18 protein-coding genes and 1 pseudogene are annotated in these 21,621 nt (G+C 59.0%); 8 read left to right on the plus strand and 11 right to left on the minus strand.

Going from position 1 to position 21,621, the window contains the following annotated elements; translation table 11 throughout:
* Positions 1-59: 59 nt before the first annotated feature.
* The gene (locus VEIS_RS17150) at positions 60-1,031 is read right to left on the minus strand and encodes an ABC transporter permease (protein WP_011811248.1); all 972 of its coding nucleotides are present in this window, start codon (positions 1,029-1,031) and stop codon (positions 60-62) included.
* A gap of 387 nt (positions 1,032-1,418) precedes the next feature.
* Between VEIS_RS17150 and VEIS_RS17155 the strand changes: the two genes are divergently transcribed.
* The 5 genes and pseudogenes from VEIS_RS17155 to VEIS_RS30700 form a co-directional block, all read left to right on the plus strand.
* Positions 1,419-2,579: an acyl-CoA dehydrogenase family protein gene (locus tag VEIS_RS17155; RefSeq protein ID WP_011811249.1), complete on the plus strand. Its 1,161-nt coding sequence runs from the start codon at positions 1,419-1,421 to the stop codon at positions 2,577-2,579.
* A gap of 131 nt (positions 2,580-2,710) precedes the next feature.
* A complete protein-coding gene (gene mmsB / locus VEIS_RS17160; protein WP_011811250.1) occupies positions 2,711-3,610 on the plus strand; it encodes a 3-hydroxyisobutyrate dehydrogenase in 900 nt (299 codons plus the stop codon).
* 142 nt (positions 3,611-3,752) lie between these two features.
* Positions 3,753-5,462: an IlvD/Edd family dehydratase gene (locus tag VEIS_RS17165; RefSeq protein ID WP_011811251.1), complete on the plus strand. Its 1,710-nt coding sequence runs from the start codon at positions 3,753-3,755 to the stop codon at positions 5,460-5,462.
* A gap of 8 nt (positions 5,463-5,470) precedes the next feature.
* Positions 5,471-6,382, plus strand: coding sequence for a dihydrodipicolinate synthase family protein (locus VEIS_RS17170; protein ID WP_011811252.1), 912 nt, complete (start codon positions 5,471-5,473; stop codon positions 6,380-6,382).
* A gap of 157 nt (positions 6,383-6,539) precedes the next feature.
* Positions 6,540-7,316: pseudogene (locus VEIS_RS30700) on the plus strand (MFS transporter); the annotation flags it as partial.
* A gap of 11 nt (positions 7,317-7,327) precedes the next feature.
* Here VEIS_RS30700 and VEIS_RS26700 read toward each other — a convergent pair.
* Entirely contained in the window at positions 7,328-8,290 is a 963-nt protein-coding gene (locus VEIS_RS26700; protein ID WP_011808318.1) for an IS110 family RNA-guided transposase, read from the minus strand.
* A 221-nt stretch (positions 8,291-8,511) separates the two neighbouring features.
* Between VEIS_RS26700 and VEIS_RS17185 the strand changes: the two genes are divergently transcribed.
* Together VEIS_RS17185 and VEIS_RS17190 are read left to right on the plus strand one after the other, a co-directional pair.
* Positions 8,512-8,994, plus strand: a complete 483-nt coding sequence (locus VEIS_RS17185) for an MFS transporter (protein WP_198137885.1) — start codon at positions 8,512-8,514, stop codon at positions 8,992-8,994.
* 77 nt (positions 8,995-9,071) lie between these two features.
* Positions 9,072-10,184, plus strand: a complete 1,113-nt coding sequence (locus VEIS_RS17190) for a Bug family tripartite tricarboxylate transporter substrate binding protein (RefSeq protein ID WP_157048560.1) — start codon at positions 9,072-9,074, stop codon at positions 10,182-10,184.
* Positions 10,185-10,335: 151 nt separating this feature from the next.
* Here VEIS_RS17190 and VEIS_RS17195 read toward each other — a convergent pair whose 3' ends face one another.
* The 8 genes from VEIS_RS17195 to VEIS_RS17215 all read right to left on the minus strand — a co-directional run bounded on the left by VEIS_RS17195 (position 10,336) and on the right by VEIS_RS17215 (position 19,356).
* Positions 10,336-11,943 carry a type I restriction-modification system subunit M gene (locus VEIS_RS17195; RefSeq protein WP_011811256.1) on the minus strand — a complete coding sequence of 536 codons (1,608 nt, stop codon included), beginning with the start codon at positions 11,941-11,943 and terminating at the stop codon, positions 10,336-10,338.
* Positions 11,944-12,108: 165 nt separating this feature from the next.
* Positions 12,109-13,158: an AbiJ-NTD4 domain-containing protein gene (locus tag VEIS_RS26705; protein WP_011811257.1), complete on the minus strand. Its 1,050-nt coding sequence runs from the start codon at positions 13,156-13,158 to the stop codon at positions 12,109-12,111.
* A gap of 99 nt (positions 13,159-13,257) precedes the next feature.
* Complete coding sequence (locus VEIS_RS29860; RefSeq protein WP_011811258.1) at positions 13,258-13,476, minus strand: DUF1016 N-terminal domain-containing protein; 219 nt, start codon at positions 13,474-13,476, stop codon at positions 13,258-13,260.
* Positions 13,473-14,363, minus strand: coding sequence for a restriction endonuclease subunit S (locus tag VEIS_RS17200; protein WP_011811259.1), 891 nt, complete (start codon positions 14,361-14,363; stop codon positions 13,473-13,475). Before VEIS_RS17200 ends, VEIS_RS29860 begins: the two co-directional genes overlap by 4 nt.
* Positions 14,333-14,758 carry a restriction endonuclease subunit S domain-containing protein gene (locus VEIS_RS28975; protein ID WP_157048561.1) on the minus strand — a complete coding sequence of 142 codons (426 nt, stop codon included), beginning with the start codon at positions 14,756-14,758 and terminating at the stop codon, positions 14,333-14,335. The genes VEIS_RS17200 and VEIS_RS28975 overlap by 31 nt, the downstream gene beginning before the upstream one ends.
* A gap of 8 nt (positions 14,759-14,766) precedes the next feature.
* Positions 14,767-15,258 (minus strand): DUF4411 family protein, encoded by a 492-nt coding sequence (locus tag VEIS_RS17205; RefSeq protein WP_011811260.1) that lies wholly within the window; start codon positions 15,256-15,258, stop codon positions 14,767-14,769.
* On the minus strand, positions 15,255-16,412 hold the full coding sequence (locus tag VEIS_RS17210) for an ImmA/IrrE family metallo-endopeptidase (RefSeq protein ID WP_011811261.1): 1,158 nt from the start codon (positions 16,410-16,412) through the stop codon (positions 15,255-15,257). The genes VEIS_RS17205 and VEIS_RS17210 overlap by 4 nt, the downstream gene beginning before the upstream one ends.
* Complete coding sequence (locus VEIS_RS17215) at positions 16,402-19,356, minus strand: type I restriction endonuclease subunit R (protein ID WP_011811262.1); 2,955 nt, start codon at positions 19,354-19,356, stop codon at positions 16,402-16,404. The genes VEIS_RS17210 and VEIS_RS17215 overlap by 11 nt, the downstream gene beginning before the upstream one ends.
* 163 nt (positions 19,357-19,519) lie before the next feature.
* On the opposite strand from VEIS_RS17215, the gene VEIS_RS17220 reads away from it, so the two are divergent.
* Positions 19,520-20,461, plus strand: a complete 942-nt coding sequence (locus VEIS_RS17220) for a polysaccharide deacetylase family protein (protein ID WP_011811263.1) — start codon at positions 19,520-19,522, stop codon at positions 20,459-20,461.
* 229 nt (positions 20,462-20,690) lie between these two features.
* Here the strand turns inward: VEIS_RS17220 and VEIS_RS17225 are convergent, their stop codons facing one another.
* On the minus strand, positions 20,691-21,611 hold the full coding sequence (locus VEIS_RS17225; RefSeq protein WP_011811264.1) for a polysaccharide deacetylase family protein: 921 nt from the start codon (positions 21,609-21,611) through the stop codon (positions 20,691-20,693).
* Positions 21,612-21,621: the final 10 nt, after the last annotated feature.

A 21,621-nucleotide genomic window follows, 5' to 3' on the forward strand; every position in this document is an offset into this window, starting at 1 on the left:
TGGCGATTGCGGTGGCGATTGCGGCGGTGGTTGGCGCGGTGATTGGGGCGGCGAGGCTTTCAGATATCCCCCTGTTGCGCGGTCTCTTCGTTGCGCGGGTTGAGCATCGAGTCGATCAGGATCGCCACCAGCAGCAGCACGCCCTTGATGATGTTCTGCACCGAATAAGACAGATCCATGATCGTCATGCCGTTGAGCATGGTGCCGATCAGCAGCGTGCCGATGAGCACGTTGAACACGCCGCCGCGCCCGCCCGACAGGCCGATGCCGCCGAGCACCACGACCAGCACCACGTCGTAAATCATCGTGGAGTTGAAGATGCGCGTGGGCATGCTGTTGATCGAGGCGGCCATCACCACGCCGGCGAACAGGCCGATCAGCGCGGCCAGCATGTACTCCAGCAGCACCATCGGTCGCGTCGGCAGGCCGGTGGCGCGCGCGGCGAAGGGGTTGTCGCCAATGGCCTGTATGAAAGCGCCGGCGCGCAGGCGGCGCAGGAAAAATGAGCAGGCCGCTGCCGCCACGGCGAACATCACCACCGGCATCGGCAGCCCCGCCAGCGTGCCGCGCCCGAGCCAGGCCAGCGGATCGAGCGCCGCCGGCCACTGCACCACCTCCAGATGCAAGAGCGAGGCCTGCCCCAGCCCCGCCAGGAACAGCCCGCAGGCCAGCGTGGTGAACAGCGACGGCACCTCGGCATAGGCAATCAGCCAGCCGTTGACCAGGCCGAACAGCAGCGTCAGGCCCAGCGCCAGCGCGCAGGCCGAGGGCAGGCTGTGCCCGTCCTGCACCAACTGCAGCAGCAGGCCCGAAGGCACGGCCAGCGCAGCGATCATCGAAATGTCGATGCCGCGCCCGATGACGACGATCGCCATGCCCAGACCCAGGATGCCGAGGAAGGCCACGTTCTGCACCAGCGTGAGCAGGTTATCGATCTGCGCGAAGCCCGGCAGGAACAGCAACAAGCCTGCGAACAACAACGCAAACAGCGCCAGGACGATGCTCTGTTGGGAGAGCTTGGGCTTTTTCATCGTGCAGTTCGTTCGTCAGGCGCCGGCGGCGCAGACCTTCAACCCCGGAAGCGGCCAAGGCCCGAAAGCCTGGCCGGTTGCAGAAAATGCGGCAAAAAATGCGGCGCAACGGCGCCAGAGGCCCGGGCTTGCAAGCCCCTGGTCGACCGGTACGATTATTTGCAACCGCCTGCGGCTGCCGTTGCGGTACTTTCCCTTAGCCACAGCGCTGGCGCGGGGAGTGTGGGAGCGCGGTAAGTGCCGGGAAAGCGCCCGGTGCATGTGCCGTGGGTCGGGCACCGCACCACGGCGGATGGCGCGCCGCATCATGGAAAACGGCTATGGCCGCCGTGCATGGATGCCGCATATGATGGCCGACGCCCTGCGCACCTGTGCCGAAAACGCCCCATGGACTTTGAACTCACCGAAGAACAACGCGCCTTTGCCAAGAGCGCGCACGACTTTGCCCGGGCCGAATTTGCGCCCCATGCCGCGCAGTGGGACGAGCAGGCCATCTTCCCCAGAGCGGCGATTGCCAAGGCCGGCGCGCTCGGCTTTTGCGGCCTGTATGCCTGCGAGGCCGCCGGCGGCCTGGCCCTGCCCCGGCTCGATGCCACGCTGGTGTTCGAGGAACTGGCGGCCATCGATCCATCGACCACCGCCTTCATCTCCATCCACAACATGGCGACCTGGATGCTCGGCCGCTGGGCCACGCCCGCAGTGCGCGACCACTGGGGCCCGCTGCTGACCCGGGGCGAGAAACTGGCCTCCTACTGCCTGACGGAGCCTGGCGCAGGCTCGGACGCCGCCGCGCTCACGACGCGGGCCGAGCGGGTCGGCAGCGACTATGTGATCAACGGCAGCAAAGCCTTCATCTCGGGCGCCGGCAGCACCGACATGCTGGTGTTGATGGCGCGCACCGGCGCTGCCGGCGCCGGCGGCATCAGCGCCTTTGCCGTGCCCGCCGACACCCCCGGCATCAGCTACGGCAAGAAAGAGCGCAAGCTGGGCTGGAACAGCCAGCCCACGCGCAGCATTGGCTTGGAGCAGTTGCGCATCCCTGCCGAGCACCTGCTCGGCCGCGTCGGCGAGGGCTTCAAGATCGCGATGCAGGGGCTCGACGGCGGGCGCATCAACATCGCCAGTTGCTCGGTCGGCGCAGCGCAAGGCGCGCTGCAGGCAGCCCGGCAGTACATGCAGCAGCGCCGGCAGTTCGGCCAGCCGCTGGCCAGCTTTCAGGCGTTGCAGTTCAAACTGGCCGACATGGCCACCGAACTGGTCGCCGCGCGCCAGATGGTGCGCCTGGCGGCCAGCAAGCTCGACACCGGCGCGCCCGACGCCAGCACCTATTGCGCGATGGCCAAGCGCTTTGCCACCGACATCGGCTTTGCCGTCTGCAACGAGGCGCTGCAACTGCACGGCGGCTACGGCTACATCCGCGAGTACCCGATCGAGCGCCTGCTGCGCGACACCCGCGTGCACCAGATACTGGAAGGCAGCAACGAAATCATGCGCCTGATCATTGCGCGGCGCATACTCGATGGCGCCTGCGGCGATACCATCCGCTAGCCACGCAACCACGCTGCGCCAGCCAGAACCGGAACACACCCAGCCAGCGCTGAGTCGGCCATTGTTTCGATAGCCGTCTGCGCAACATCCACCCGCACCCTATCCATATTCATCACCAGGAGACTGTCGAGATGTCGATTGCATTCATCGGACTGGGCCACATGGGCGGCCCCATGGCCTTGAACCTGCAACGGGCGGGCCATGCCGTGCAGGGGTTTGACCTGTCACCGGCCGCGCGCGCACAACTGGCCGCCGCAGGCTTGCCGATCGCCGCCGATGCCGCCGCGTCGGTGCAGGGAGCGGATATCGTCATCAGCATGCTGCCGGCCAACGCGCATGTCGAGGCGCTGTACCTGGGCCACGGCGGGCAGGCGGGACTGTTGCCGCAACTGGCAGCCGACACGCTGGTGATCGACTGCTCGACCATCGCCGCCAGCAGCGCGCGCAAGGTGGCAGACGCGGCCTTGGCGCAGCAGCGCGGCCTGCGGTTCATCGACGCCCCCGTCTCGGGCGGCACCGGGGGCGCCGTGGCAGGCACGCTGACCTTCATCGTCGGCGGTGACGAGCAGGCGCTGGAGCAGGCCCGTCCGGTGCTGGAAAAAATGGGCCAGAACATCTTCCACGCCGGCGGCGTGGGCACGGGCCAGACGGCCAAAATCTGCAACAACATGCTGCTGGGCATCCTGATGGCAGGCACCAGCGAAGCGCTTGCGCTGGGCCTGGCCAATGGCCTGGACCCGCGCGTGCTCAGCGACATCATGCGCGGCAGTTCGGGCAGCAACTGGGTGCTGGAAAAGTACAACCCCATGCCCGGCGTGATGGCCTCGGCCCCGGCCTCCAAAGGCTACGCCGGCGGCTTTGGCACCGACCTGATGCTCAAGGACCTGGGCCTGGCGCAAGACAGCGCAACCGCCGTGCAGGCAGCGACCCCGCTGGGCAGTCTGGCGCGCAACCTGTACGCCGCGCACAGCCTGGCGGGCAACGGCGCGCTGGATTTTTCCAGCATCATCCGGATGCTGCAAAAGCGGTGATGCGCGGCGCCCTGGCCCCCCCAGTCGCTTGCGGCTTCCGTTGCGTCGCTTGCGGCTTCCACCCCGTCGCCGGCGACTTCTGTCCCGCCATTGCCATTGCCGGCGCGACCCCCAAAGTGAACATCCCGAAGGAGCAACAACGATGAAAAGACGATCGCAGCACTGGTTCGGTGGCACGGGCAAAGACGCCTTCATCCACCGCAGTTGGATGAAAAACCATGGCCTGCCCGACGACGCCTTCGACGGCCGGCCAGTGATCGGCATCTGCAACACCTTCTCCGAATTCACGCCCTGCAACGCGCATTTTCGCGGCCTCATCGAGCACATCAAGGCGGGCGTGCTCGAAGCCGGCGGCCTGCCGCTGGAGTTTCCGGTCTTTTCCTGCGGCGAATCCAACCTGCGCCCGACGGCCATGCTGTTTCGCAACCTGGCCTCGATGGATGTCGAGGAGGCGATTCGCGGCAACCCGATGGACGCCGTGGTGCTGATGGCCGGCTGCGACAAGACCACGCCCGCGCTGGTCATGGGCGCGGCCTCGTGCGATCTGCCGGCCATCGTCATCTCCGGCGGGCCGATGCTCAACGGTCGTTTCCAAGGCCGCGCGATCGGCTCGGGCACCGACGTATGGAAATTCTCCGAAGACCTGCGCGCCGGCGTGATGAGCGCACAGGCATTCGCCGCTGCCGAAAGCGCCATGTCGCGCTCGCCCGGTCACTGCATGACCATGGGCACGGCCTCGACCATGGCCTCGATGGTGGAGGCGCTGGGCATCGCCCTGCCGGGCAATGCGGCCTACCCGGCGGTCGACGCGCACCGCAACCGCCTGGCCCGGATGACCGGCCGGCGCAGCGTCGAGCTGGTCCACGAAGACCTGCGGCTGTCCCGGATACTCCAGCCGCAAGCCTTCGCCAACGCCATCCGGGTCAATGGGGCGATCGGCGGCTCGACCAACGCCGTGGTGCATCTGCTGGCCATTGCCGGGCGCATCGGCACGCCGCTGACCCTGGACGACTGGGACCGCCTCGGCCGCGATGTGCCGACCATCCTGGACCTGATGCCCTCGGGCCGCTTCCTGATGGAGGACTTCTGCTACGCCGGCGGCATACCCGCCGTCATGAAGGAAATCAGCCATCTGCTCGAACTGCAAGCCATGACGGTCAGCGGCAAAAGCGTGCGCGAGAACATCGCCGATGCCTGCAACCACAACCCCGAGGTGATCCGCCCTCTCGATCGGGCGCTGACGCCGCAGGGCGGCATCGCGGTGCTGCGCGGCAACCTGGCGCCCGCCGGCGCCATCATCAAGCCGTCTGCCGCCACGCCCGCGCTGATGCAGCATCGCGGCCGCGCCGTCGTGTTCGAGGACATCGACCACTACAAGCGCAGCATCGACGACCCGGCGCTGGACATCGACGAAAACTGCATCATGGTGCTCAAGAACTGCGGCCCCAAAGGCTACCCCGGCATGGCCGAGGTCGGCAACATGGCGCTGCCGGAAAAGCTGCTGCGGCGCGGCCTGCGCGACATGGTGCGCATCTCGGATGCCCGCATGTCCGGCACCGCGTTCGGCACCGTGGTGCTGCATGTGGCGCCAGAAGCCGCCGTCGGCGGCCCGCTGGCGCTGGTGCGCAGCGGCGACATGATCGAACTCGATGTTCCGGCACGCCGGCTGCACCTGGATGTCGCGCCGGCCGAGTTGCAGGCACGCCGCAGCCGTTGGCGCGCGCCGGCCGCCGCCATGTCCGGCGGCTACCAGGGCCTGTACGTCGAGCGCGTGATGCAGGCCGACAGCGGCGCCGACCTGGACTTCCTGGTCGGTTGTCGCGGCCATGCCATCCCGCGTGAAAGCCATTGAGAGCGGCCATGCAGAAATACCGGCCCGAAGACCTGCACGGCATCCACGCCATCGTCTACGCCTTGTTCGACGCCGACGAGCGACTGGACCGCGCAGCCATGCGGCGCCAGGTGCAGGCTTGTTTGTCCTGCGGGGTCCACGGCATGGCAGCGCTCGGACTGGCCACCGAGGTGTCCAAGCTCACCGAAGCCGAGCGCCGCACGGTCATGGACTGGGTGGCCGAAGACACTGCGGGCAAGGTGCCGCTGGCGTTCACCATCTTCGGCGCCTCGGTCGCCGAGCAGACGGCCCAACTGCGGCATGCCCAGCAGGCCGGCGCAGATTGGGTGATCCTGCAACCACCGACGGTTGGCACGTTCAGCGCCGCAGAGTACATCCGCTTCTTTGGTCGCGTCGCCCAGGCCACCACCCTTCCCGTGGCGATACAGAACGCGCCCGCCTTCCTCGGTCGCGGTCTGTCGGCGGACGAAATCCGCGAACTCGTCGAGCAACAGCCGAACATCCGATTGATCAAGGGCGAAGGGCCGGTGGTGGAAATTGCCGGGCTGCTGGAACGCACCGCAGGCCGCGTGTCCGTCTTCAACGGCCGTGGCGGGCTGGAACTGGTGGACAACCTGCGCGCCGGTTGCCGCGGGATGATTCTGGCGCCCGACTGCATCGACTACGCAGTCAGCGCCTACGAGGCTTGGCGCAGCGGCGACGAAGCGCGCGCCGAATGCCAGTACCGCGAGATGCTGCCGGCCGTCGTCTTCGTGATGCAAGGCGTGGAAAACCTGCTGTGCTACGGCAAACGCCTGTTCGGCGCGCGCGCGGGCATCGCCATCCACGACCGCGCCCCGGCGCAGCGCGCCACGCCGGCCGGCGCGGCCATGGTCGAGCGTTTCGCAGCGGCACTGGGGGCCTTGGGTGATGCGCGCTGACGCACCGGCGGCCTGCGGTCAGCGCCGGTGACCGCAGGTCAGGCACGAACCCCCGGCCACGCCCGGCAGATGCCGCGATGAATGCATCCAACCCCGGCCAGCCCGCGCGCGGCGTCGACCGGCGACAAGCACAAAGAGACAAACCCAAGGACTGCCAATGATCGTCGAGAAGCAACTGATCGGCAAAATCTCGCGGCGCCTGATCCCCTTCCTGGGGCTGCTCTACCTGATCGCGTACATCGACCGCCAGAACGTCAGCTTCGCCAAGCTGCAGATGGTCGATGCGCTGGGCATGAGCGAATCCGCCTACGGCCTGGGCGCCTCGCTGTTCTTCATCGGCTACTTTTTCTTCGAGGTGCCCAGCAACCTGGTGCTGGCCAAGGTCGGCGCCAGCAAGTGGTTCGCCCGCATCATCGTCTCCTGGGGGCTGGTGACGGTGGCGCTGGCGTTCACGAACAGCCCGACCATGTTCTACATACTGCGCTTCCTGCTCGGCGCATGTGAAGCCGGCTTCTTCCCCGGGGTGTTGTACCTGCTGACGCTCTGGTATCCCTTCGCTTACCGCGCAGCCATGGTCGGCCTGTTCATGATCTTCAGCGCGCTGGCCAACGCCATCGGCGGTCCTCTGGGAGGCATTTTGCTCGACCTGGACGGACTGCAGGGCCTGGCCGGATGGAAATGGATCTTCATCGTGACCGGCATCCCCGCCGTCGTGATGGGCGTGGTCACGCTCTTCTACCTTCCCGACAGCCCGGACGAGGTCCGCTTCCTGAGCGCCGAGGAAAAGCGCTGGTTGCACGAGCAACTCGCCGACGAACAAACCCGGATGGGCGACGCCGGGGGCCATGCGCTGCGCGCGCTGATGGATCCACGCGTGCTGCTGATGTCCCTGTGCTTCATTGCCTTCCCGCTGTCAGCCTACGGACTGAGTAACCGTCTTCCGAGTCAAGTGCCGTGCAGCGATTTATCCCAAGGTTTGCCGGTTCTGACCATGGCGTTGAGCGTGGTCAGGAGTTTGCGCATGCACGCCACCAGAGCGACCTTGGGCAGCTTGCCGGCAGCCTTGAGGCGTTCGTAGAAGGCCTTGATGGCCGGGTTGTAGCGAGTGGCAGTCAGCGTTGCCATGTACAGCACACGCCGGACCTCGAAGCGTCCTCCTTGCACCCGTCGTCGGCCCTTGCTGCTGCCGGAATCGTTGGCCATGGGCGCCACGCCTACCAGGGCTGCGATCTCGCGCCGGTTGAGCCGGCCCAGTTCGGGCAACTCGGCAATCATCGTGGCGCTGGCCACCGGACCAACGCCTGCGGCCGACTGCAGCAGCCGGTCCAGATCGCCGAAGTGCTCCCGCACATGGCCCACCATCTGCGTCTCCAGCTCATTGAGCTGTGCCTTGATGGCAGCCACGATGGCCTCGATGCTTGGGTGCAGCTTCGCGGGGGTGATCTGCAGGCGCTGGCGTTCGGAATGAAGCATGGTCAGCAGCTGGCGCCTGCGTGTGACCAGCGCAGCCAGCCACTGCTGGCACTCGTCGGTCAGGGGGCGCAGGAAGCGGCTCAGGTCTTCGCGGCGCAGCAGCACCGCGGCCAGCTCCGCGAGCATGCGTGCATCGACCGCGTCGGTCTTGGCCAGCCGGCCCATGGACTTGGCGAAGTCGCGCGCCTGGCGCGGATTGAGCACCGCCACGGGCAGGCCTGCGGCCTGCAGGGCACACGCCAGCGCCACCTCGTAGCCACCGGTGGCCTCCATTACCACCAGGCCCACATCCAGGGGCTGCAAAAGCGCTGCAAGGGCCGAGTGGCCTTCAGCATCGTTGGTAAACCGCTGGGCCCCGCTCTTGGGCTCCAGCACACAGACATCGATGTGCGCCTTGGCTACGTCGATGCCCACCGTCATTGAGGTAACAGACATGATCTTCAGATCCCTTGCTTGTGCATGCGCGCTCAAGCTTGGCGCGCGTAACCGTTCGGGCTTCACGAAGACCAGCGCGGCGGCCGTGCGTTCTGTACTCAGTCACGGGCTCCATCACCCCAGCCGCTACCAAACTGCACGGGCCCGTCTGGCCGCCTCAACGGCGTTCAGACTCTACCGCGCTGGGCCGGTTTAAAGATACAAGCTATTGGCTGCCCACGGTGGTCAAGGGCTTTGGCGTCGGCAACACGAACAACGGGCTGCTCAATGTGATCCCGTGGGTGCTGGTGGCCATCGGTCTGTACGCCGTTCCCCGGGCGGCCGCGCATGCCGCCTCGAAGACACCCTACATCGTCGCACCGGCATTCTTCGGGGCCCTTTGCCTGCTGTTGTCGGCGCTGTTGCAAACCCCGGCGCTGCAGTTCATGTTCCTGTGTCTGGCAGCGGCCGGCATCTTCTCGGGGGTGCCGGTTTTCTGGAGCCTGCCGACGCGCTTTCTCAAAGGCGCCGGCGCAGCGGCCGGATTGGCCGCCATCAACTCCGTCGGCAACCTGGGAGGCTTCATCGCCCAGAACGCAGTGCCATGGATCAAAGACCGCACCGGCAGCACGATCGCGCCCATGTTCTTCCTGGCGGCATGCCTGGCACTCGGCGCCACTCTGGTGCTGATCGTGACCCGATCGACCGCGCGCAGCCAGCGCTGAGGCCAATAGGCGCCACCGAGCCGGCAACCGGGCTGAGAAACGGCCAGACCCGACATCCAACCCATCGAGACAAAAGCATGCCTGCAAGAAAACGCGACCCCGATGCATCCGCCAAAGCCGCTGGGGCCAAGCGCGCCGTGTGGCGCCGGCGACAACTCCTGCAATCGCTCGGCATGGCTGCCCTGCCTTGGGTCATGGCCCGCGCGTCGGCTGACGGGTTTCCGAGCCGCCCGATCGAGATCATCGTGCCGGCCTCTGCCGGCGGCGGCACCGACGCATTGGCCCGCGTCTTCGCCGAAGCCGCCAGGAAGCACCTGCCCCAACAGTCCTTCGTGGTGAACAACAAGCCGGGCGCCAGCGGCATCGTGGGTATGAACGACGTGCTGGGCAGCCGCCCCGACGGCTACAAACTGTGCATGTTGACCGCCGAGGTGACGACACTGCCCCACCTCGGCCTTGCCAAGTTTGACCACACGAAATTCGAGCCGATCGCGCGCCTGAATGCCGACCCGGCCGCCATCACGGTGCGCGCAGACGCGCCATGGAACACAGTGGAGGAATTCCTCATCGCCGCGAAAACGCAGGCCGGCGCGATGAAGGTCGGCAATGGCGGAAGCGGCTCCGTCTACCACCTGTCGGCCATCGGCCTGGAGGACAAGGCGGGCGTGGCATTCAACCACATCCCCTACGCAGGCGCCGCGCCAGCCGTCGTGGCATTGCTCGGCGGGCACATCGACGCACTGGACGTAAGCCCGGCGGAAGTCGGCCCCCATGTGCAAGCCGGCAAACTCAAGATGCTCGGCATCATGGCCAACGAACGCATCGCCGCATTCGGCAACGTGCCGACCTTCAAGGAACGAAAGATCGACCTGGCATCGAGCACCTGGCGCGGCCTGGCCGCACCCCGAGGCACCCCGGCGCCGGTGATCGACACGATGCGATCGGTGGCGCGCAACGTGGCGGCAGACCCGGTGTTCAAGGACGGCTTGAACAAGCTCACCCTGGGCTGGGCTTATCTCGACGCCCCCGAGTTTGCACAAGCCATCTTGCGCGACCACGAATACTTCGGCCATCTGATCCGAAAAAACGGCATCAGAATCCAGGCCGGTTCACACGGTTCACACGGCTCACACGGTTCGCCCGAGCCAGCCCAAGCGCGGTCGATCGCTTGCGATTGGGCGCACGCATGACCCGGCCCGGCATCATCGTCATCCCGGCAACGGGTGCCGGCAAGGCGGCCCGTTCGTTTCATATCGCTCGGCACCTGGATCGCCCGTGCGCCGCGCTTGGGCCGCTCGCAAGCGGGCCAAGTGCCTTGCGCCAAGACCCTTGCAACTCTCATCATGAAAGCAGCGGCAGCCCCAACTCCTTAAGGTATTCGTTGTGCTCATTTCTCGCCTTCTCGATTTCCTTTTCAATATCCACTAAGCGGGCATTGACGGCTGCGAGGTCGACCTCTTCCTCTGCTTGTGCCGTGCTGATGTAGCGGGAGATATTCAGGTTATAGTCATTTTTCTCGATCTCCTCCATCGACACGCAGCGTGCATAGCGTTCTTCTTCGTTGCGGAACCGATAGGTATCGATGATCTTGTCGATATGTTCAAGCAGCAAGCGATTTTGCCGCTTGCCTTTTTCGAAGTGCTCGGCGGCGTTGATGAACAGCACATCATCGGGCTTCTTGCATTTTTTCAGCACCAGAATGCACACCGGTATGCCGGTGGAGAAAAACAGGTTTGCCGGCAAACCAATCACCGTGTCGATATGACCGTCTTTCAGCAGCTTGGTGCGTATGCGTTCTTCTGCACCGCCACGGAACAGCACGCCGTGCGGCAGGATGATGGCCATGACGCCTTCCTGCTTCAGATAATGAAAACCATGGAGCAGAAAAGCGAAGTCGGCAGCAGATTTTGGCGCGAGGCCATGGTTCTTGAAGCGCACATCATCGCCCATCGCCCCGGTGGGGTCCCAACGATAGCTGAAGGGCGGGTTGGCTACCACGGCATCAAATCTCGGCATCTTGGCCGGGTTACTTTCACGCAGCATGTCCCAGTCATTGATCAGGGTGTCACCGTGAAAAATCTCGAACTCCGAATCCTTCACCCCGTGCAGCAACATATTCATCCGTGCCAGGTTGTAGGTAGTGATGTTTTTTTCCTGCCCGTAGATTCTGCCGATTCCATTGGGGCCAAGCTGCTTGCGCACGTTCAACAATAGTGCGCCAGAACCGCAGGCAAAATCGAGCACGCTATTCAGATGCTTTTTCTTACCGGCGGCTGGATTCTGGCTGTCGAGCGCGACGATGGCGGAAAGAATGCTGGAAATCTGCTGTGGCGTGTAAAACTCACCCGCCTTCTTGCCGGAACCGGCGGCAAACTGGCCGATGAGGTATTCATAGGCATCACCTAGCGTGTCTTTATCGACGGAAAATTTCGTCAGGCCATCGGCAATTTCCTGGATGATGCTACAGAGCTTGGCGTTGCGTTCGGTGTAACTTTTGCCCAATTTTTCCGAACTCAGATTGATTTCTGAAAATAGACCGTCAAAGGTGCTGGCAAAGGATTCATTCTCGATGTAAGAGAAACTTTCTTGCAGGGTGCGCAGCAAGTCCTTATCCTGTGTGCGGGCCATTTCCGCAATGCTGCCCCAGAGGTACTTTGGTCGAATCACATAATGCGTTTTGCTGCGCATCTGCCTTTCAAAATCATCCGTATCAGATGGATTTTGTTCATACCAAACGGCCAAAGGTGCGCGGCGGTCTTCACTTTCCAGTGCAGGGTAATCGCACCCCAATTCTTTCCTGGTGGCTGCTTCGTAGTTATCTGACAAATAACGCAAGAAGAGGAAGGACAGCATGTAGTCACGGAAGTCATCCGCATTCATCGCGCCGCGCAGTCGGTCGGCAATATTCCAAAGAATACTTCCCAGTTGTTTCTGATCTTGTTCAGTCATGATGCCTGTGCTTCCCCGGATGCTTCCGGGAATAGTTCGGGGTTAAAAGGGTAACGGCTCAGAAAGCCGTTCAGAATTTTTTGAAGTATAAACCGCATTTGGAATCAAAGCGCCGTGGTTTGTCAAAAATATCAATTTTTATGAAACGCAGGTGGTAATCACAAATTACATTCTTCTAATCAACGTCCGCACCCAAGACATCGCTGCTTCAATCGCCCAATCCGTTTGGAATAGCGTTAGTTCTGGCATTGACTCTGAACCTGAACCGTGAGCAATTGGATTTCGGACTTTCCGAAAGTAGTCTTTCAGCATATCACCTTCCCAAGTAGCCAAGTAACTACCATTTGCCTTACTTATAAGATTGTCTACATACTGCAATGCACCGTTTTCCGTGCCACGAGTCCATCCTTTGGTGTCCGAAATTATCTTAATCGCACTTTCGAGAGCCTTCGTGGCGAAAATCACCGAATCCCTATCATTAGAATCCCTGCGGTCAAGAGCTTCCTTCATATCGGTGTCAACGTTTCTCCAAAGGGGATCAGACACAAGATCCCAGAACGGTTTCCTGATTTCTTTCTCGATATGTTGATCAATTGCGAGTTGGATGAAGCCATTATGATAGGTCAGAGGTGCTTTTGCACGGCGAAAGCGTTCATTTAATTCGTCTATCTGAGTTTCAAAGGCTGAATTGAGCACCTTGTTATTATTCACTATCAAATCCACTGAATTGCCCAGGGGCCCTCCGCTCCTACAAGCGTCCGTTATCTTCGCCTTGCGTATTTCTGAAGCTAACTGCGAGTTGGCAGATGCAATATCATCGCCTCTGAGTCTTAACGCCAGTTCGATAAAACTGATTCGCTCCTTGATAAAGCGATCAGCCTCGCACTGTCTAGAATAACTAGCATTGACGAATTGCTCGCATACGTGATCCCAAGGAAACAAACCGGAGACAGGAAACTCTTGCCCAAAGGCGTTCCTTTGAGTTACCGAATAATATCGAGTGGAAAGCTCGGCAACTCCTAACTCGCGCGCCAATTTGTCGTGAAGTATTTTCCATTTATTTTTACGTTCATTCACATTGCCGTCATGTGAATAGGGAAGCAAGGCATCCTTAACGACACCAAACACTTGATTGAGTAACCGTTGTTCTATTTCTGTGTAGTTCGACCAAATTGGTTGGTCTAAATAGCGGTAGGCAAAGATATCGGTAAGCATTTTGGATTTTCCAAGTAGTTTATCGCATGGGTTATTGCGCGGATTCGGTGGCTTGGTAAACTACAAGAGATCAAACGCAGACTGCTTCGGCTCAATTCTCTACACGCTGAGTAGAGAATATCTTGCTCGGGAAAGGTCTTCAATCAGGCGCTTGCCGTATTGGGTTTTGTGCTGGCCTTGCTGTTCTTCTTGCACAATTCGCTTGCCAACGAGCCAGCAGACTTCCACCATTGCGGCGCTCACCGCCAAGCATGCCTTGCGACGCGCCTGTTCAAGGGTATTTTTTATATCACTGTGAAACGAAGTTGTCGCACTCATGCGATCGCCTCCTCAGCAGTGGGAAATAATTGCTGCATCAGGCCCTTTTTATGAATTTTCAGAGCTTCGAATTTTTGACTTTGCACGTTGATCAATTCGTCGATACTGGATAGGCAATCGGCAATTCTGATTTGCTCTTCCATTTTTGATGGAGTCGGAATGGAAAAAGATCGCACCTGGGTAAAATTTAGCCCTTGCCTATTTCCTCCTGCTTGAAAACTATCAATCTGCCGCTGGCCATATTGTGATAGCAAGTACTGATTGAGAAACGTTGGGTTCAACTCTTTTTGTTTGAGACGAATAATGCAGACATGCTGATTAACATTGCCGCCGATGACTCTTGAATCAGCAATGGCACTTATTCCAATTGATGCTCCGGTGATATTCAAAAAAACGTCAGAATCATTTATTTTTGTGGAAACAAAGGAAGCATGAGTTTCATCATCAATAAATGCAACATTATTCAAAAGTAATTCACCCCAATCAATGTTCTGGCTACGAATGAATGGCCTACCTGCATTGATGTAATTTTTATCGCCGCCATTCGGCGTGATTCCACTACCGACTTTGATCGTTCTGGAGCCAAGATCGCAGGACGCCCACACCCTTGCATCCTTAAACTCAGGAAAGCGCAGCTTGGGCAAAGTCTCGCCTTCAGCCGGGAAAAGCTGCTGCATCAGCCCTTTTTTATGGGCCTTGAGCGTATCGAGTTTTTGAGCTTCTGCTGCGATCAGTTGGTCGATGGAAGAAAGGCAGTCAGCGATTTTTTGTTGTTCGGAATACTTGGTGATTAAAATTGGAAGTTGCTTTATAATATCGGCATTTAAATTTTGAACGCCACTACCGGCCGCACTATTTAGAAAATACTTCTGACTGGTTGGAGACAAATTAAATAGTAAAGATAATCCTTGCTTACCTGTTCATCAATTTTGGCAACAGCAATCCAACCATCATGTATGCATGTTTTTATTTTTAAAATATAAGGTCGCCCAAAACTCATTGAATTTGACATGATTAAATCTCCAGGATTAACCTCTCTGGTTTTACTTAATGCGGTTGCCAAAACTCTTTCTTTTGTGAGCACGACATATTTAGAATCTTGAGCTACATCACCAATTTTTAGCCAATTCAAACCATTAAAATCAGAAGTCATATATTCATCAATAGGTCGCGGAGAGCTTCCTCGTAAAATTTGAGAAAAATCACCCAGCTTTTTCTCCTTCCACTTTCCTGTATCCCGAAACTCAGGAAAACGCAGTTTCGGCACCAAGCCCTTGTTCATATCCTTGCTCATACACCACCCAGCACAAACCGCGCTTGCTCGCGGCGCAACATTTCGTAAGGTGTCATAAAATGCAGACCAAGCCCTGTGCAAACATTGGGAATCTTGATGCGCCGGGTGGAGTTGGCGGGCACTTCATGGGTAATCACCACATGGGCTTCTGCCAATGCATGGGCGATCAGGTAGAAATCTGCCACTTGCAAGAAGGTGCTGATGGCCGCCGGTTCATAGCCTTGCCCTGTAACCCAGGCGCTGACTTTGCCGAATTGGTCAACGATATGTGGTTTGGTCTTGCGGAACAGCTTGCCGTTGTGTTGCCGTATCCAGTCGGTCAACTCGTCGGCACCTGCGGCAATTTCGTCGGCTACCTTGTCAATACTGAACACTTGGCCTGCGGCGTTTTTCTCGATGAGCCAGTTCCAGAAGGCAGGGCAAAAATCCAGCCCGTAGTGCAGATTTTTGGCCTGAATAAAGACATTGGCATCGAGCAGGTAGGTCATGTCATTACCTCCAGTTCGCGCGCCGCCTTGTAGAAGGTGGCGCTCTTTTTTATCCCCAACATGCGAAAGGCGTCCTGGAACAATGTCTGGCCTTCCAGCGTGCTGGCGAGCACTGCGCGGGCGAAGCGTGTGCCGGTGCGCGCCGCCAGCGTTCGGTAGAAGTCGCCGCCACCTCTGCGCACATCAAGCGCTTGGATTCGCTGCAATTGCTCGTGGTAGTTTTGCCAGAGAACGGCTTCGGTGATGAAGCCGGCATCAAACAAGCGGCGCAAGACCACCAACGTGCTGACTTTGAACTGCCGCGCCAAGCGCTGAATTTCTTCCGGCAAGGGTAGTTCGGGTTGATACGCTGCACGGGTGGCGCGCATTGGCATCAGCAATTCAGCAGCGACGGCATTGCACCAGCGCTCGATGGCCTGTTCGGGCAGGCGTCCCGCTTCAGTGTCAGAAACACCGCTTTCACCCAGCCACAGGTGCGCCATTTCGTGGGCCAGGGTAAACATTTGCGCGGCCTTGCTATCTGCCGCATTGAGAAAGATGAGCGGCGCCAGATTGTCGACCAAGGCGAAGCCGCGAAACTCCCTCACATCCAGCTTGCGGTGAATGTTGCTGCCAACGATGCTGCTGGCCATCACCAGCACGCCGGCCTTTTCTGCACTTACCATGAATTGGCGCAGGGTTTCACTCCAGTTGGACAATTGCTGGCGCTGCGCCAGAGAAAGTTGCAAGGTTTTGCTCAGGGCTTGGGCGACTGTCGCCGGGTCGTCCCCGGTGCTGGCACTGCCAATGAAATCAAGGGCGGGCAACGCATGAGTGAGTGCGTGGTCGCGATACCAATCCTGCCGTTGTTGGCATAGGTAAAGCATGTCCAACAGATTTGGGCTGGGGCGCGTGATGGCGTGGTCAGCCAAGGTGCGGAAATCAGGAATGGGCAGCGCTTCCTGCACTGGTTGGGGCAAGAACAAGTAGCCAATGGGAATATGCACCGCGTGGGCAAAATCTTCCAGTTGTCGCAGTGTCGGCTGTGCCTTGCCTGCTTCCCATTCGGTCAATTTTGGAAAGCGGCGCGCCAAGGCGAGTTCATCCAGTCCGGCACGCTCGCGTGCCCAAGATAACAGGCCAGGATTCATGGCAATGTATTGTCTATTGCTCATACGCCGCCAACCCTGAAATCTCCCGCCCTTGAGCGCGTTTGTGCAACAACGGAATCAGGTCTTCCATCAACGCCAGTTCTTTTTGCCGCCTGATTTTCCAACCCAACTCCAGCGAGGCCAGCAGGTCAGTCAATTGTTCCCCATCGAAAATCATGCGGCGCAGAATGCCTTCCACAAAGGTTTGCAGGGCAGTGCTGTCCAATCCGTTCTTCTCGGCAATCCCGACCAATTCTCTCGCACTCTTTTCTGCCTTGAAGCGCTCGAAACCGTGGCGAATGTCTTCTTCACTCAATCCCTTGCCCACTTGCAGGGTGTCGATATAGGCAACGATGTCATCACGCTCGTCGATGAATTTGGCATCGGACTGGATCAGACCAATCAATTGGGGGCGGGACATTTCGCGCTTATCCGGTGTTTGCTGCGAGTAGCGGGCAATCAGGCCCATGATGTAGTCGTAGTCAATCATCGCAGAGGCAAACAACACGAACTCAAAATCGAGTTGCCGCACTTCGTCACTGGCCACATCGCTGCCCTGTTTTTTCTTCAGGCGCTGGGCGGTTTCCAGATACATGCCCTTGAAGGCGCGCAAGGTGCCTTCGGGCAGCAGGGCTTCGATGCTTTGTTTGTGCTCGACGCTCAGATCGGTGTATTGGTCAAGCTGGGTTTTTAAGCGCTGCACTTCTTTGAACAGCTTGATGAACTGGACATGCGCTGCGTCGCCCTTGAGATTGTTCACATCCTCCGGCTCGTAGGAAAGTCCTTGGCTTTGCATAAATTTCTGTAACTCGGTGACAGCGCTATCGAGTTTGCCAATCACGGTGGGGGCAGCATCTACCAGCCAGATTTCTTTGGCGCGGTCGAGGCTTTCGCCGGAGAACAGGATGATAGCCTCATCGACGGCCTCCCGTTGCTGGCGAAAGTCCAGGATATTGCCGTATGGCTTGGTATCGTTCAGCATGCGGTTGGTGCGTGAGAACGCCTGAATCAGCCCATGGTACTTGAGATTCTTGTCGACATAGAGGGTGTTGAGGTATTTGGAATCAAAACCGGTGAGCAGCATATCCACCACGATCGTCACGTCAATCTTTTGCTTGTGGGGCAAGTCCTGGTTGGGGTATTGCTGGTCCTTGATGCGCTTTTGCACATCCTGATAGTAACGATCGAATTCGCCAATGCTGTGGTTGGTGCCAAAGCCTGCGTTGTAATCTGCAATGATGACCTTGAGCGCGGCTTTTTTCTGGTCCGATGCTTCATCGTTGTCAGCTTTTTCTTGCGGCAGGTCTTCCTGAATCTGCTGCACGTCTTTGTTGCCTTCGGCCGGCGGCGAAAACACGCAAGCGATATTCAGTGGCTGAAAATAGGCGTCTGCGGCCTGCTTCTTGGCTTGAATGTCTTTGAACAGGGCATGATATTCAATGGCGTCGTTGATCGAAGCCGTGGCCAACATGGCATTGAACTTGCGACCGGCGGTGGCAGCGTCGTGTTTGTTCAAAATGGTTTCGATGACTTTCTTTTTCTGCACACTCTCGCCCGGCTTGGGCTTGTTCTTGCCTTGGGGCTTGTAATGGTCGATATGGAAGCAAAGTACGTTGCAATCGGCGATGGCGTGGGTGATGGTGTATGCGTGCAATTCCCGCTGAAAGATGTCTTTCGTGGTTTTGTAAGATGCCTGCTGGCCTTCAACTTGCTGGTAAATGGCGTTGTCGCGGAAGATGGGCGTTCCGGTAAAGCCGAACAATTGAGCCTTGGGGAAAAATTCCTTGATGGCCTCATGGTTCTCGCCGAATTGCGAGCGGTGGCATTCGTCGAAGATGAATACGACACGCTTGTTGCGTAGCGGTGCCAGCCGTTCCTTGTAGTTTTTGCTGTCATCCAGCGCCAAGCCAAGTTTTTGAATGGTGGTGACGATGACCTTGTCGGCATAGTCATCGGAAAGCAGCCGCCGCACCAGGGTTCCGGTGTTGGTGTTTTCTTCGACGCAGCCTTCCTGAAATTTGTTGAATTCTTCGCGCGTTTGCCGATCGAGGTCTTTTCTGTCCACCACGAACAGGCATTTGTCTATATCCCGCTTGTCCTTGAGCAGGGTGGATGCCTTGAAGGAGGTGAGCGTTTTACCGCTGCCCGTGGTGTGCCAGATGTAACCGTTGCCACTGTTCTGGTCGATGCATTCCACAATGGCCTCGACAGCATAGATCTGGTAGGGGCGCATCATCAGCAACTTCTGTTCGCTGGCGACCAGCACCATATAGCGACTGATCATCTGGCCCAAGGTGCATTTGGCGAGAAACGTTTCAGCGAACTGGTCCAGATGGGTGATTTTCTTGTTATTTTTGTCAGCAAATTGATAGAACGGTAAAAAGCGCTCGTCGGCATTAAAGCTGAAGTGGCGACTGTTGTTGTTGGCAAAGTACCCGGTATTGGTGCTATTGCTGACGATGAACAGTTGCAGGAAACAAAGCAGACTTTTGCCGTAGCCATTGCCTGGGTCGTTCTTGTAATCGACAATCTGTTGCATGGCCCGGCGCGGGCTGATGCCCAGGGCTTTCAACTCGATTTGCACTACCGGCACGCCATTGATAAGCAGAATCACATCATAGCGGTGGTGGCTGTTGTCGGTGTTCATGCGGAGCTGATTGACTACCTCGAAGGTGTTTTTGCACCAGTCCTTGGTGTTGACCAAGGTGTAGAACAGCGGCGTGCCATCGTCGCGCTCGAAGTTGTCGGGCTCACGCAGGCGCCGGGATGCCGCGAAAACATCTGCCGTAACCAGGTCGTCCTTCAGTCGATCAAATTCGCTGTCGCTCAACTGAACACGATTCAGTTTTTGAAATTTTTCGCGGAAGTTTGCCTCCAGCGAGGCTCTATCACAAATCTCCGACCGATAGGTGTATTTAAGCTCGCGTAGCTTGGCAATGAGGTCTTGCTCAATCTGGTTTTCTGTCATCAGGATTCAAAGCCGGAAAATTTGTCTGGATTTTATCGCTTTTATTGCACTTGTGGTTTGAGCATACACACATGCTCATCGTGGTGACTATAATTATTGGCTGACATGAGGCATTCTTTCAGTATTTCCACTGAACCCAACACCCCGCAGAAAGAGAAAAGAGATGCACAGCGAGCCGCAAAACGCAGCGCCGTCGATCCATCGGACTGCGTTCGACGCCCTGCCCGTTCATGGCCGCTTCGGTTACTGCGCGATCATACAGCGCCCACATTACCGCTGGCCCCATGGTGCCGGGCTGGCCGTCTATCTCGGCTTCAACATCGAGCATTTCGCCTTTGGCCAAGGGCTGGGCGCGCGCCTGGGGCCGGTGTGCCCGGAGCCTGACGTGCTCAACTACGCATGGCGCGAATACGGCAACCGTGTCGGTGCCTGGCGCTGCCTGGAGCTGTTTGACAGTCTCGGCTTGCCGGTCGGCGTGTTGGCCAACACGGCGCTCTATGATCACTGCCCCGAACTGATCGCAGCCTTCGTCGCGCGCGGCGACGAACTGATCGGCCACGGTCACAGCAATGCCCATCAGCAAGGCACGCTCGACGAAGCCGCCGAACGGGCGCTGCTGCAACACTGCCGCAGCCGAATGCAAACGCACAGCGGCCAGGCGCCGACCGGCTGGCTGTCGCCATGGATTTCGGAGAGCTTCGCCACGCCGGATCTGCTGCTGGAAAGCGGCTATCGCTACACCCTGAACTGGTGCCACGATGACCAGCCGACGCGCATGAAGACCCGCAACGGCCAAGCCCTGTGGTCGATTCCGTATCCGCAGGAAGTCAACGACATCCCGATGATCGTGGCGCGCCAGATGGACGGCAAGGACTTTGCCCAACTCATCATCGACAACTTCGACGAGATGCTCGAACAGTCACGCAAGCAACCGCTGGTAATGGGCATCGCCCTGCATCCCTATCTGGTCGGCCAGCCGTATCGCCTGCGCCACCTGCGCCGCGCGCTGCAACACATTGCACAAGGGCGCGACAAGGGCGATATGTGGTTCACCACGCCAGGTGCGATTTGCGCTTACGTCGATGGCCTGGAGAGCCTGAAATAGAAACCCGCCGTGTGGGCGCGCACGGGCAGTCCGTCCACGCACCATCCTGGTATCCCGACATGCCCACCACCACCGAACCCGGTCATCCCGTCAAGGCGACCGTCCGGGACGGCTCGATCGCGCCGCACGGGCTACCGGCCAAAGTGCGAAGCAGGGCGAGAGTGCTGCTCTTCTTGGGCATCTCGAAGGCCGATGGCACCGCAGCATCAGCGCGTTGCCGCGCTTTCGATCAGCCGGAACCTTCGGCACCCGGACATTGGTCTTTCACGTAGGCAACGATCTCGGCGTGCGTTGCAAACCATGCGTTCCGGATTTTGCCGTGCTTGATGATTTCTTCCAGAATCCAAATACGGGAGCGGGCAGAAATGATGTGCGGGTGCATTGTCAGTTGAAAAATTCCACCATCGCTGATCGCGTAATCGAGCTCCTTCAAAAAAATGTCAAATACATCCTTGGGCGGGGTGTATGGCCGCAGGGACTGAAAGCGGTTCATCATGAAATAAACTGCGTCATCCCTGATCCATTCGACAGGAAGCTCGATCACTCCACTCGGCGCACCATTCAGGAGCAGTTCATAACAGTCCTCGTCTGCCATCAGCGATGAGTCATAGGCAAGTCCCAATTCCACGGCAATTTTCAATGTCCGGGGGCTGAAGTCCCACGAAGGTGTCCGCATCCCTGTCGGGCGCACACCAGTAACGCTTTCAATCGTTTCTGCGGCGCGGAACATCAGTTCACGCTCGACATCCCCGGGAAGGGCCGTGTTGATTTCATGAATCCAGCCGTGCAATCCAATCTCATGGCCGGCGCCTGAAAGTCTGCGCTGCTCCTCCGGGTAAAGGAGCGCGACCACGGCAGGAACATAAAACGAGGATCTGACGCCATACTGGTTGAGCAATCGTTCAATGCGCGGAATCCCGACCCGATTTCCGTATTGCCCCCAGCTCAGGCGTCCAATGGAATGTCCACCATCGCGCAGTTCATTGGACTCATGATCGCTATCGAAGGACAGCGCGATTGCGCACGGTGCATCTCCTGGCCATTTGTCTGGCCTCAGAGGCCGGCCGGCACGGACTTGCCCGACCAAACCGCGCCACGTCGATTCGGACCACTCCCACGGAGATTCTTTCCCGGTTTTCTGATGATCCATGTTTCGCTTT

The organism is Verminephrobacter eiseniae EF01-2 (assembly GCF_000015565.1).
In the GTDB taxonomy this organism is placed as follows: Bacteria; Pseudomonadota; Gammaproteobacteria; order Burkholderiales; family Burkholderiaceae_C; genus Acidovorax; species Acidovorax eiseniae.